Annotated in this window: 14 protein-coding genes; 12 read left to right on the forward strand and 2 right to left on the reverse strand. The window is 67.6% G+C overall.

Annotated features, from left to right (window positions below):
- The first annotated feature begins 20 nt into the window (after positions 1–20).
- Together ACVOLZ_RS02500 and ACVOLZ_RS02505 are read left to right on the forward strand one after the other, a co-directional pair.
- A complete protein-coding gene (locus ACVOLZ_RS02500; RefSeq protein WP_070207188.1) occupies positions 21–2,072 on the forward strand; it encodes a ParB/RepB/Spo0J family partition protein in 2,052 nt (683 codons plus the stop codon).
- Positions 2,073–2,134: 62 nt separating this feature from the next.
- Positions 2,135–2,344, forward strand: a complete 210-nt coding sequence (locus ACVOLZ_RS02505; RefSeq protein WP_053506338.1) for a hypothetical protein — start codon at positions 2,135–2,137, stop codon at positions 2,342–2,344.
- Positions 2,345–2,473: 129 nt separating this feature from the next.
- On the opposite strand, the gene ACVOLZ_RS02510 is transcribed toward ACVOLZ_RS02505, so the two are convergent.
- Positions 2,474–2,992 (reverse strand): GNAT family N-acetyltransferase, encoded by a 519-nt coding sequence (locus tag ACVOLZ_RS02510; RefSeq protein WP_053506339.1) that lies wholly within the window; start codon positions 2,990–2,992, stop codon positions 2,474–2,476.
- Between the two features lie 804 nt (positions 2,993–3,796).
- On the opposite strand from ACVOLZ_RS02510, the gene ACVOLZ_RS02515 reads away from it, so the two are divergent.
- Positions 3,797–4,111 (forward strand): DUF736 domain-containing protein, encoded by a 315-nt coding sequence (locus ACVOLZ_RS02515; RefSeq protein WP_023103964.1) that lies wholly within the window; start codon positions 3,797–3,799, stop codon positions 4,109–4,111.
- A 357-nt stretch (positions 4,112–4,468) separates the two neighbouring features.
- Here ACVOLZ_RS02515 and ACVOLZ_RS02520 read toward each other — a convergent pair whose 3' ends face one another.
- On the reverse strand, positions 4,469–4,762 hold the full coding sequence (locus ACVOLZ_RS02520; protein ID WP_053506350.1) for a helix-turn-helix domain-containing protein: 294 nt from the start codon (positions 4,760–4,762) through the stop codon (positions 4,469–4,471).
- Positions 4,763–4,977: 215 nt separating this feature from the next.
- Between ACVOLZ_RS02520 and ACVOLZ_RS02525 the strand changes: the two genes are divergently transcribed.
- The 9 genes from ACVOLZ_RS02525 (at position 4,978) to ACVOLZ_RS02565 (ending at position 12,452) form a co-directional block, all read left to right on the forward strand.
- Complete coding sequence (locus ACVOLZ_RS02525) at positions 4,978–5,325, forward strand: DUF2958 domain-containing protein (protein WP_053506340.1); 348 nt, start codon at positions 4,978–4,980, stop codon at positions 5,323–5,325.
- 311 nt (positions 5,326–5,636) lie between these two features.
- The gene (locus ACVOLZ_RS02530; protein WP_047289076.1) at positions 5,637–6,410 is read left to right on the forward strand and encodes a DUF2285 domain-containing protein; all 774 of its coding nucleotides are present in this window, start codon (positions 5,637–5,639) and stop codon (positions 6,408–6,410) included.
- Positions 6,411–6,493: 83 nt separating this feature from the next.
- Positions 6,494–6,775 (forward strand): helix-turn-helix transcriptional regulator, encoded by a 282-nt coding sequence (locus tag ACVOLZ_RS02535; protein WP_023127562.1) that lies wholly within the window; start codon positions 6,494–6,496, stop codon positions 6,773–6,775.
- 26 nt (positions 6,776–6,801) lie between these two features.
- Positions 6,802–7,659, forward strand: coding sequence for a replication initiator protein A (locus tag ACVOLZ_RS02540; protein WP_053506341.1), 858 nt, complete (start codon positions 6,802–6,804; stop codon positions 7,657–7,659).
- Positions 7,660–7,948: 289 nt separating this feature from the next.
- The gene (gene parA / locus ACVOLZ_RS02545) at positions 7,949–8,587 is read left to right on the forward strand and encodes a ParA family partition ATPase (RefSeq protein WP_013517157.1); all 639 of its coding nucleotides are present in this window, start codon (positions 7,949–7,951) and stop codon (positions 8,585–8,587) included.
- Positions 8,584–8,868, forward strand: coding sequence for a hypothetical protein (locus ACVOLZ_RS02550; protein ID WP_023127560.1), 285 nt, complete (start codon positions 8,584–8,586; stop codon positions 8,866–8,868). Before parA ends, ACVOLZ_RS02550 begins: the two co-directional genes overlap by 4 nt.
- Positions 8,865–9,410 (forward strand): DUF2840 domain-containing protein, encoded by a 546-nt coding sequence (locus ACVOLZ_RS02555; protein WP_023127559.1) that lies wholly within the window; start codon positions 8,865–8,867, stop codon positions 9,408–9,410. The genes ACVOLZ_RS02550 and ACVOLZ_RS02555 overlap by 4 nt, the downstream gene beginning before the upstream one ends.
- Positions 9,407–10,006, forward strand: coding sequence for a S26 family signal peptidase (locus ACVOLZ_RS02560; protein ID WP_023127558.1), 600 nt, complete (start codon positions 9,407–9,409; stop codon positions 10,004–10,006). Before ACVOLZ_RS02555 ends, ACVOLZ_RS02560 begins: the two co-directional genes overlap by 4 nt.
- A 460-nt stretch (positions 10,007–10,466) precedes the next feature.
- Entirely contained in the window at positions 10,467–12,452 is a 1,986-nt protein-coding gene (locus tag ACVOLZ_RS02565) for a relaxase/mobilization nuclease domain-containing protein (RefSeq protein WP_053506342.1), read from the forward strand.
- Positions 12,453–12,490 lie beyond the last annotated feature (38 nt).

The following is a 12,490-nucleotide window of genomic DNA, read 5'->3' on the forward strand; positions in this document are numbered from 1 at the left end:
AACCGCTAGGAGTTATCACCATGAACGCCGTACTCAAAACCGAAGCCATCACCATCGAAGCCGCCGCCCCGCTGGAAATGGCCGACCCGTCCAAGAACCTGATTCTGGTTCCGCTCTCGCAGTTGCTGCCGCGCCGCTCCAAGCGCAACGCCCGCAAGATGCCGCGCCTGTCCATCCCCGAACTGGCCGCGAGCATTGCCCGCATCGGCCTGCTGCAAAACCTTATCGTCATCCTTGCCACCGATGGCGAGGCTTACGAAGTGGTGGCAGGCGACCGCCGCCTGACCGCCTTGAAGCTGCTGGCGAAGAAGAAGCGCATCCCCGCCGACTACGAAGTGCCGTGCCTGCTGGTGCCCGATGCGTCCGCTCGTACCGTCAGCCTCGCGGAAAACCTGATGCGCGAGCAGATGCACCCCGCCGACCAGTTCGAGGCGTTCGCCGCGCTGGTCAAGGAAGGCCGGCCCATCGAGGACATTGCCGCCGACTTCGGCGTGTCCCCGCTGGTGGTGCAGCGCCGCTTGAAGCTCGCCCACATCGCGCCGCGCCTGATGGCCGACTACCGCGCCGGAACCGTCACGCTGGAACAGTTGATGGCCTTGACCATCACCGACGACCACGCCGCGCAGGAAGCCGCGTTCTATGGTGCGCCGGAATGGCAGCGCAGCCCGCCCAAGCTGCGCGAGCGCCTGACCGAGCGCGAAATCGACGCCGCGCACGCGCTGGTGCGCTTCGTCGGGCTGGACACCTACCGGCAGGCAGGCGGCGGCATCCGCCGCGACCTGTTCGCAGAAGGCGCTGCCGGAACCTACCTCACCGATACCGCAGTGCTGGAAACGCTGGTGCGCGACAAGCTGGCAACGCTGGCCGAGGACGTGCGCGCCGAGGGCTGGGCGTGGGTGGAGGCCGTGCCGCATCTGGCCTACGAGGAACGGCAGGCGTTCCAGAACGCCCCGCGCCATCGCCGCGAGCCGACCACCCGCGAGGCCCGCCGCATCGCCTCGTTGGAAACCCGCCTCGAAAAGATCGACGCCGAACTGGAAGAAGCCTGCGACGCCGAGGACGAGGCCAAGGCCGAGAAGCTGGAACAGCGGCGCGATCAGGTGGTCGGGGAACTGCAAGACGCGGAGGACGCCTTACAAGGCTATGCGCCCGAGGTGCGCGAGGTGGCCGGTGCCATCGTCACCATCGACCGCAACGGCGAGGCCGTCATTCATCGCGGCCTGCTGCGCGAGGCCGAGGCCAAGGCGCTGCGCACGCTGGAAAAGCTGCGGCGCGGTTTCAGCAACACCGAAGGCGAAGCCGCCAACGACGAGCACGAGGACGCCGACGACGCGCCCAAGGCCGCGAGCCTGTCCGACCGGCTGGCGCAGCGGTTGAGCGCCCACCGCACGGCGGCGCTGCAAATCGAAGTCGCACGGCATCCGCACGTCGCGCTGGCCGCGCTGGTGCATGGCATGGTGCAGACCGTCTTGCAGCCCGACGCCTACGGCGATGGCCTGCCGCTCGGCGTGCGCCTCACGGCGCAAGACCGACTGGAAGGCATGGCCCCGGACTGGCCGGAATCGCCCGCTGCCGTGGCGCTGCGCGAACTGCAACAGGTGGCCGGTGAAGCCTTGCCGGAGGACAGCGCCGAACTGTTCGCCGCGCTGCTGGCGAAGCCGCAAGACGAACTGGTGCGGCTGCTGGCCGTGTGCGTGGCTTCCACGGTGGACGTGGTGACGCCTCGCGCCACGGCGCACCAGCCCGGCGGGGAACTGGCGCAGGCCGTGGGCCTCGACATGGCCGCATGGTGGAAGCCGACCGCAGAAGGCTATTTCAAGCACGTTTCCAAGGCCGTGATTCTGGATGCCGTGGGGGAGTACGCGCCCGAGCAGGTCAACCGGCTGGCGAAGTTGAAGAAGGCCGACATTGCCAGCGAGGCCGAGCGGCTGGCCGATGGCACGGGCTGGATGCCCGGCATCTTCAAGGCCGCAGGCCCGCAGGATGCCGCGCAGGAGGAAAGCCCGGAGCAGGACGCCCCGGAGGATGCCGAAGCAATGGCGGATGAACCCGCCGAGGCGCTGGCCGCTTGACCCGCGCCGAAGGCAAGCGCCCCGGCCTCGACCGGGGCGCTTCGCTGCAAGGAGAAGCCCCCATGACCCGTACCACCACCAGTCGCCCGCGCATGGCGGCCATCTACGCCGCCGGCACGGTACGCGCCCGCCGCTGGCACGGCGCAGGCGACGTGCGCGGCTACCGCCCGCCCTCGGGCTGGTCAGCCCGCGCAGACCTCACCGACATTCATCCCCTCACGGGCCGCGCCTTGCCGCGTGCCGTGTGGTGGCTTATCGAGACGAAGGAATAACCGCGTTCAGCACCGCGCCCAGGCCGTGCCGTCCTGGGCGCGGTGAAATGCAAATCCGGTCGCGGCAGTGGCCGCGCCCGGTGTTCAAGGCCAGCAGCCGATTCAGAACGCCGCCGCCTTCGCGCTGGCTCAGGCGGCGGCGTTGAAAGCATCGCTGTAGTGCGCGATGCCTTCGGGAACCGGCCCATGTAGGGCCAGCGCCATGAAGTAGCCGGGCGGCACGCCCGGCAGTTGCAGGCCCGCATGGGCCTGAAAACCAAAACCCGCGTAGTACGCGGGATCGCCCAGCAGCACGCAGCCTGCGGCCTGCATGGCCCGCAGTTCAGACAGCGCCTGTTCCATCAGGCGCGAGCCGATGCCGTGCCCTTGCCTTTGCGGCAGGACGAAGATCGGCCCCAAGCCGTACCAGCCTTCGGCCTTGTGGCCGTTGCGATCGGTGATGGTCACGGGCGACAGGGCCACATGGCCGACGACCTGGCCGTGTTCCTCGGCCACGATGGAAAGCGTCAGTTCGCCGGCGGCGCGCAGGGCGCGCATGATGAACTGCTCGGTGTGGCTGGTGTGCGGTGCATCGGCGAAGGCGGCGACCGTGACGGCCTCGATGGCGGCCATGTCGTCAGGTGTTTCGTGTCGTAGCTGGATGGTCATGGACTGCTCTTGGATTCCTTCCTGAAAATATAGAACGGCCTGGGCGTGTCGGCGCTTCGCCCCGCCGGGCTTTCGGGCTACGCCCCGTGCCGTCTTTGTCGTCACGGCCATTCGACTTCAATCCCTCACGCCTTCGCGCCTGCGGCGCTGCGCGCTTCGCTTGCCTCCAGGGGAAAGCCCTGCGGGCTATCCCCGCCGCGCAATGCTTGGCGCCCCTCGATGCGACCGAACCGGCTGCGCCGGATCGCCCCGCCGCAATGGACGGGATGCTGGCGAACACGCTGGCGCTTGCTGCGGCAGGTTGTGCAGATGCGTGCCGTCCTCAACGCTGGCGGTTCCTGCCCATCACGTTACGAAGGACGGTTCACGGACAACCCAACCGGCATCGCTGGTCTTGTTCCACGCCACGCCTCAAGACCGGCACCGCAAGGTGCGGCGGGGGCGTTCTCGCCTGTCATTGGGTGGTTGACCTTGCCCGCGTCAGTGGGCGAGCCGGAGAAGCCTTCGGGCGGGGATGCCGAGTCGGCTCCATCTCCTTTCGGAGCGGTTCGTCCCAAGGCGTCCTTGTCTCGTTGTGAATCCTGGCGGGGGCGCGGCTGCGCCTCGGGCTTCATGGCTGCAACCGTCCGGCGAAAACAATTTCCCCGCTGCTGCGCGGCTTCCTCGCGCAGCAAATTGTTTTCGCCTCCCGGCTCTCCACTGCGTTTCGACCGCAAGCGGTGCAGCCAGCCCGTCCCCCGCTGGCCGGATCACAACAAGGACGCGATGGGCGCGAACCTTGTTCCACCGAAAGGAGAAATCATCATGGCCAACATCGGCACCTTCACCGCAGACAAAGACGGCTTCACCGGCACGCTCCGCACCCTGACCCTCAACGTCAAGGTCAAGCTGGTTCCCAACGACAAGGGCAGCAGCGAGAACGCCCCCGACTTCCGCCTCCAGGCCGCCGGCCACGACATCGGCGCGGCGTGGAACAAGACCAGCGAGGCCGGGCGGGAATACAAGTCCGTGACCCTCGACGATCCTTCGTTCCCGGCTCCGGTCTATGCCCGCCTGATCGAAGGCGAGGACGGCACGCACGACCTGATCTGGTCGCGCAGCAAGCCCCAGGCGGCGTGACCGCCGCAGCGCCCCGTCCATTGCGGCGGGGCGCTGCGCTATCACTACGTCCCATACCAGACCGAGATAGGCAGTGGCCTTTTTCGGGTCGCATCTTCATGTTGGGAAGCCAGCACCAGCGGCTGCGATCAAAGCATGGCGTTTCGGCGCGTTGCGCCACCGGGCTTTGCGGGCTGCGCCCCGTGCCGTCTTTGCCGTCACGGCCATTCGACTCCAATCCCTCACGCCTTCGCGCCTGCGGCGCTGCGCGCTACGCTTGCCTCCAGGGGATCGGCGCAAGGCCCATCCCCGCCGCGCTGCACTTGGCGCCCCTTGAACACCGCCGAACCGGCCTGCGCCGGATCGACCCCGCCCAGCCTACGGCAGGGCTGCCGCTGCGAGCTGGCTTTCAGCCTCGCTCATCAGCACCGCCGTGCTGCATTCGAGCGCGCCGGCAATCTTGAAGATGATCGCCAGCGTTGGCATGTGCTCGCCGCGCTCGATCTTGCCCATGTGCGAACGTTCGACGCCAGCCAGGTGCGCCAGCGATTCTTGCGCGATACCGCGCTCTATCCGCAGCGCACGCACCGCAGCGCCGAAGGCGTGAGCCAACTCGGCGTCATGGGTGGTGGAGCCAGCCGGTCGGCCGGGCTGGACGGATCGCTTCTGCATGGACAGAAGCGTCGATTCGCCGCACAATTAAAACCACGTTATCTTTAACTCATTCATCAAAACCCCACCGTTTTACGCTTCTGCAGAAATCCGTATTTACGGACTCCGACAAAGGCGCAGACCCACGGAATCACAATCGTGTTCATGCCCAAATCCGCCGATACGGTTTTGCGCCTTCACGCTTTGGCGGATTCGTGCAGCCGACGGGAATCGCCATGAATCCGCTCATCACCGAGGACGACCGTGTGTGCCTGCTGGCCCACGGCCAGGCCCGCGCCGCTGGCCGGGCCATCGACCCGGTGCCCGTGGTCCGGTTGTTCACGCCGGACGCGCATGTGACTTGGCTGCTGGCCGCGCTCGATCCCGCCGATGGCGACACCGCCTGGGGACTTATCGACCTGGGGATCGGTATACCGGCGCAAGGCACCGTCAAGCTATCCGAGCTGGCCGGCATCGTCGGGCCGCGCCAGCAGCCCGTGATGCGTGACCTCTATTTCTGCCCAACGCGCACGCTGTCGGAATACACCCGGCTGGCCCAGCGCGACGGGGCTATCCCGGACTGAACAAGGCTGACTGTGATTTTTTCAGTCTGGTGTCATGCCGGTCAGGTCTCAATCGGCATTCTTGCGGCATACCCCGGCCAGTCTGATCGAAACAGTCATGATGCGTGGCGCGGGTTGCGGCAGGCTGGACAATGCAGCGCTCCAAGTTCGGAGTGCTGCCGCCGCCGCATTGAGACAAACACTGCTACGCATCGGAGCCATTCGGTCTTGACCCCTTCCACCTATCTTGAACCTCCAAATTTTCCAACGATGGCGATGTAGCGCGTAGTCCCTTCCGTGACGGCGAATCCTGTTCTCAGGGAGGAGGCGCCATGGTCAATCCCCATCACCTCGCGCACTGGTATCCCACTGCGGCGTACCTGTTTGTCCTGTGGCTCGATGCGCTCGCGCTGGCTTGGGAATACCTGCGCAGGAATCCCGACTACCGGCTTGACTGGCTGCGCCATCATCGCCGGCTGCAAGCTGCGCAGCAGGCGGCTCAACGCTGGGGCTTGCGCTTGCTGGAAGACCCAGCCCTGGATGCGCGCGACGCGCATCCGGCCTGGCTGCCCGGCTCCGATGCCGTGGTGCAGCTCTACCCGGATGCCGATCCACCACTGGACGCCGCCGCGTTCGCGTTCTGGCACATCCCCGGCCACAAGCACCTGCTGCATGATGGCAAGGGCCTGGCGCTGATCGCGCGCAGTCCTGGTCGCTGCCTGCGCTTCGCGCTGGCGCCCGGCCTGCAAGACGGCATGGCCGTGGTCCATGCCTATCGCGGCGGCACTACCGCGCCTGCGCGCGGCTATGCGCCGGGCGCAGCCATTGCCGATGCCAAGCCCAGGCCAACACCGGCCGCGCTGCTGGAACTGCATACCCTGCAAGCGCTCGACGCCACCCTGGCGGGCGCGTCCTTGCGCGAGGTCGGTGAAGGCTTGTTCGGCGTGGATGCCTTGGCCGATTGGTACAGCGACGGTGGCCTGCGCTCGAAGGTGCGCCGTCTGGTGCGGCGAGGCGATGCAATGATGCGCGGCGGCTATCGCCGGATAGCACAAATTTCGCCGCTTGAGAAGGGTCGTTCTGATGATGGCGCAAAACGACCCTGAGCAGAACAGCTTGGTTTTCTGAGACTGCCTCCATCCGGTTGCGCTGTGTGGCCGGAGCTTTGAAAGCTATGGAGGTTTACACCATGCGTCCCGCTCCCTTGCGGCCTGCCGCCACTGCTGTCGCTGCGTCCATGCAGCCTCAACGCTACCTGACCAACGACGAAGCTGCCGAGTACCTGCGCCTGTCGCCGCGCACCCTGGAGAAACAGCGCGTGATCGGTGGTGGCCCGCGCTTTCGCAAGTTCGGTCGCCGCGTCATGTACGCCGTGGCCGACCTCGACATATGGGCGGCCGACCGCAGCTTCGAGACGACTTCCGATCCCGAATACGCCGAGCATCATGCGGCGGACAGCCGTGCGCGCTGAACGCTGGCGCGCAGGTGGCCTTTGCCATGTCCAGCCCTGCGCTGCCGCACCGGCAGCAGCCGATGCAGGAACGCGAACAGCTCGACCTGTTCCGCGCCTTGCCCGGCGACATGGCGCCGCGCGACAGCCAGGATTTGATGGCCTATCCGTTCTTCTCGCTCGGCAAGTCCAAGCGGGTCAAGCCGATCGACTTCCGGGCGGGCAACATCACGATCCGCGTGGAAGGCACGCAGGAGCACGGTATCGCCACTATTTGGGATGCGGACGTGCTGATCTGGGCGGCCTCGCAGATCGTGGAGGCGAAGGACGCGGGCCTGCGGCCCTCGCGGCTGATGCGCGCCACGCCCTACGAGATCCTGCGCTTCATCGGGCGCGGCAAGTCGCTGCGCGACTACCAGCGCCTCAAGGCCGCGCTGGATCGCCTGCAATCGACCACGGTGGCCACGTCCATCCGCGAGACGACCGGGCGGCGCCTGAACCGCTTCTCGTGGATCAACGAATGGAAGGAACTGGCCGATGCCAATGGCACGCCGCTGGGCATCGAGCTGATCCTGCCGGACTGGTTCTATGCCGGCGTGCTCGACGCCGCCCTGGTGCTGACCATCGACCCGGCGTATTTCCGGCTGACGGGTGGCATCGAGCGGTGGCTTTATCGCCTGGTGCGCAAGCATGGCGGCAGGCAGGCGCACGGCTGGCAGTTCGACTTTCGCTACCTGCACCAGAAATCGGGCAGCACCGCGAAGCCTTACGACTTCGCCTGCGACCTGCGCGCGCTGGTCGCGCGGCAGTCGCTGCCCGGCTACGTGTTGGGAATCGAGCGGATGCCGGACGACGGAACGGAATTGCTGACCTTCCGGCCCGTGCCGCAAACGGCACGGGGATAACTCCGGGAGAGCCTGTGAATGGTGTCGTGCTATCAGGCGTGCGGGGTATCGTGCTATCGGGCGTGGGACTATCGTGCTATCAGGCGTGCCGATCGGCCGCAAACCCGCGCCAGCATTGGGTTTGCGCGCCCTCTAACTTCCCTAACTTAATCTCTCTAACTTTTAGTAGGGAAGCGCCGCTGCGGTGGACAACCGCCACGCGGCCAGAAACGGCAGGCAATCACGACCACCAGATAACAGGTTTTGCAAGCGAATGGAAGCAAGGCTTTCCAGCACGGAGGGCCGCGCCATGATCGTCGCTCTGCTCAACCAGAAAGGCGGCGTGGGCAAGACCACGCTCGCCACGCACATCGCTGGCGAGCTGGCGATGCGCGGCCAGCACGTCGTGCTGCTGGACGCCGATCCGCAGGGTTCATCGCTGGATTGGACGCAGCGCAGAAGCCAGCAAGGCTTGCCACGGCTGTTCAGCGCCGTGGGCCTCGCACGCGAAACGCTGCACCAGGAAGCGCCAGAACTGGCCCGTCGCGCCGATCACGTCGTCATCGACGGCCCGCCGCGCATCGCGGCGCTGGCGCGCTCCGCGCTGCTGGCGGCCGAGCGCGTGCTGATCCCCGTGCAGCCCAGCCCCTACGACCTGTGGGCCAGCGCCGAGATGGTGGCGCTGATCCGCGAGGCGCAGGTGTTTCGGCCTGCATTGCGCGCGGCCTTCGTCATCAACCGGCGCGTCAGTACCACCGTGATCGGGCGTGAAGCACGCCAGGCGCTCGCTGACCAGCCGCTTCCTGCGCTGCGCGCGGAAGTGCATCAACGCATCGTGTTCGCCGACAGCGTGGCCGCTGGTCGGCTTGCACGCGAGACAGCGCCGGACAGCGCCGCCGCGCGCGAAATCACTGCGCTGGTGGACGAACTGCTGCGGTGGACGCCATGAACGCGAAGCCGCCACCGAACGGCAAACGCACGGCCAAGCGCGTCGGCATCGGCGCGCGTCCGCCCGCGAATCCACACGCCGAGGCTTGGATTCGCCAAGGCGATGCCGATGCGCTGAGCAGGGGCGACCTCTACACGGCTCGCCTGACCCTCGACATCACGCCCGCGATGCGGGCGCGCATCAAGGTATCTGCCTTTACGCAAGGCGTGACTGTGGCCGACCTGCTGCGCGGTCTGCTGGAGCGCGAGTTTCCAGAACACCGCAGGGAGAACACCCCATGATTGCATTCGCTTCGTCTGCCGCTGTCGCGGTCACGGCTGCGCCGCTACCATCACCGGCCGCGCTTGCTGGCCAGCCTGCCAGCGCACCGCTGACGCGCGTGGCGCTGGCCTACATCGAGCCACGCTTCAAGCTCTATCTGCGCTTCGGCGAGCCGGCGCGCATCATCCGGCTCGACCGCTGGCGGCGCTGCGCCGTATTCCTGCCGAACGCGGTTCTGTGCCGTGTCCGCTGGCAGGCCAACGACTACGGCACCGTGCGCTGGCAGCTCATGATGATGCAGGCTTGCACGCCGCTCGATGCGGCGCAGCGCATTCCTGGCGTGCAGCCGGGTGCGCGCCTGCTGCTGCACGCCGAGGGCGAGAACCAGGTCCGTGCCGTGCTGGAACGCATCGACGCCATCGAGGCGCTGGGCATCGCGCTCGTCGCTGTCTCGCCCGCGTACTGGCGCACGCTCGCCAACCGGCTCGCTGCGCGCCTGCCACTGCCCGAATACACCGCAGAGCGGCACGCCGCCTGGCTCATAGGGAGGGCACTGCCATGACGCTTCCATCCGCCATTGCCGGTGCAGCGGGCATTCCGCCACGTCCTCGTTCGCGCCTGCGCGCTCGCCTCGTGCTGGCGGGCATATCCACCTGCGGCCTCGCTGCGCTGGCCTGGGCGTCCTTCGTGCATCCGCTGCCGCGCCTGATCTACAACCCGTCCGATAGCGTGGCGGTCGGCTGGTATAGCGTCGATCCGCTGGGCCACGGCACCGGCTCGCAGCCACGTTCCTTGTCCGTGGGCAGCATCGTCCTGACCGCGCTGCCGCCAGACGCCGCCGCGCTGGCCGCGCAGCGCGGCTACCTGCCGGCGAGCGTGCCGCTGCTCAAGCGCGTGGGCGCCGTTGCGCCGCAGGAGGTGTGCATCACTGGCCGCATCGTCCGCATCGACGGCGTGCCTTCGGCCGCCGTGCTGCCCGCCGACCGCTGGGGCCGGCCGCTGCTATCCTGGCAGCAATGCCGTCACCTCGAACCCGGCGAACTGTTCCTGCTCAGTGTGACCAATCCGGCGTCGTTCGATAGCAGGTATTTCGGGCCGGTCAGCGCATCCGTCGTGATCGGCGTCGCGCATCCGGTCTGGCTGGAGTCCCGCCCATGATGGCCGCCGACTCGCTGCACGTTGCCGTGCAGTTCATCGTGCCATAGGGCGTGTCGTTCTGCTGGCCGTCGCCGTGTCGTCGCGCGTGCAGTGCGGGTGCCAATACTTCGCATTGGGCACCGCACTTCGCGCTGCCTCCGGCGCAGCCGTCCAACGTGCAGGCGTCTTGCCACGAACACGGCTGGCCTACGGCCATCGCCGTGTTCGCCGGCGCGCTGGTTGCTCGCGCAACAGCGCTGCCTGGCCGCCGCTGCCCGGAGCGCCAGCGAGGGGCAAAGGCGGAAGGCAAGACAAAAGGACGCGGCACCTGGCCGCGTCGAAAGCCCGTCTGCAGGTGGGGGTGGCGGGGCACGCATCGGCTTCGCCGCCGTGCCGCGTGGGGCGCGGGGCCCGCGCCGATGCAGGCATGTCCGCGTGCTTCGCACGCCCGGACACGCCATAGCTTGCAGGGAGAGCGGCCATGACCGACCGCCGCGACGACGATTTCCGGGTGCGTCCGAGCGCCCCAAAGAACCGAGGCAAGGGCCAGGGCCAGGGCTTCGTCTCCAAGGTGCTCAAGCAGGCGGGCAAGGCCAGCGGCGGCAAGTCTTCAGTGCGCCGTCCTGGCGGCAGTGGCAAGGGCTCCGGCCAGCGGCCCGGCTCGCGCCTGGGGCGCGGCCATACGGCGGCGCGCTTCGCCGGCGCGAAGCTGACGCCCATGTCGCGGCGCGTGACCATCAAGACGCTGCTGGTCAATCAGCGCAACGCCAGCCCCCAATCGCTGGCGAAACACCTGCGCTACATCGGGCGCGACGGCGCGGGCCGCGATGGTGAACCGGGCCGGGCCTACGGGCCGCAGACCGACGAAGCCGACCTTGACGCCTTCAAGGAGCGGGCCGCCGACGACCGGCACCATTTCCGCTTCATCGTCTCCCCGGAAGACGGCGCCGAGCTGGACGACCTGCGCACCTACACCCGGCATCTGGTGAACCGCATGGAAGCCGACCTGGGCACGCGGCTGGATTGGGTGGCAGTCGATCACTGGAATACCGACAACCCGCACACCCACCTGATCGTGCGTGGGCGCGACGATACCGGCAAAGACCTCATCATCGCGGGCGACTACATCGCCCACGGCTTCCGCCATCGGGCCGCCGAACTGGCGACCGAATGGTTGGGGCCGCGCACCGAGCTGGAGATCCAGCAGACCTTGACACGCGAGGTGAATCAGGAGCGATGGACGAGCCTGGATCGCACGCTGCAACGCGAGGTCGGCGAGGGTGGCCGAGTGCAGATCGAACACTTCAACGAACCCCGGCTGCAACGCCAGCGCCTGCTGCTGATCGGCCGCCTGCAACACTTGCAGTGCCTGGGCCTGGCCGACGAGACGCAGCCGGGCACTTGGGCTGTCCATGCCGATGCGGAGAAAACCTTGCGCGCCCTCGGCGAGCGTGGTGACATCATTCGCACCATGCAACGGGCCATGCGCGGCGAGCTGCGCGAGCTGGCGGTGTTCGAGCCGGGAGACGATGGCCGAACCATTCTCGGGCGCGTAGCCGCGAAAGGGCTGGCCGACGAGCTGCGCGACCGGGGCTATCTGGTCATCGACGGTGTGGACGGCAAGGCCCATTACGTCGCGCTCAACGCCCGCGACGAGCCGGCGAACTATCCGGCCGGCGCCGTGGTGGAAGTGAAGGGGGCGGCCGACGTGCGTGCGGCCGATCGCAACATCGCCGCGCTGGCAAGCGGTGGCCTATACCGCACCGACCATCACCTGGCCGTCGCGCAGGGTCAGGCCGTACCGGGCCGTGATCCGCAGGAGGTCGTGGCAGCCCACGTTCGCCGGCTGGAAGCCCTGCGCCGCGCCGGCATCGTGGAGCGTGTGGCCGAGGGGCTATGGAAGGTGCCTGGCGACCTGCCAGAACAGGGTCGCCGCTACGATGCGCAGCGCCTGGGCGGCGTGGCCGTGGAGCTGAAATCGCATCTGCCCATCGAGCGGCAGGCCCGTGTCATCGGCGCCACCTGGCTCGACCAGCAGTTGATCGGCGGCGGCTCGGGCTTGGGCGACCTGGGCTTTGGTGGCGAGGCCAAGCAGGCGATGCAGCAGCGTGCCGACTTCCTGTCCGAGCAGGGGTTGGCCGAGCGGCGAGGGCAGCGCGTGATCCTGGCGCGCAATCTGCTGGGCACGCTGCGCAATCGGGAACTGGCGCAGGCGGCCAAGGACATTGCTACCGAAACCGGCCTGGCGCATCGCCCGGTGGCTGATGGCCAGCGCGTAGCCGGCATCTATCGGCGCTCTGTCATGCTCGCCAGCGGGCGCTATGCGATGCTCAATGACGGCATGGGCTTCAGCCTCGTGCCGTGGAAACCCGTGATCGAGCAGCGGCTGGGCCAGCAGCTCGCCGCGACGGTACGTGGCGGCGGCGTGTCATGGGAGATTGGAAAACAGCGCAACCTCACTATTTGAAAAATTCTCTCGCCCTCGGATTCAGCGTGGCCCTTCTG

The organism is Stenotrophomonas sp. STEN020, from assembly GCF_056760195.1.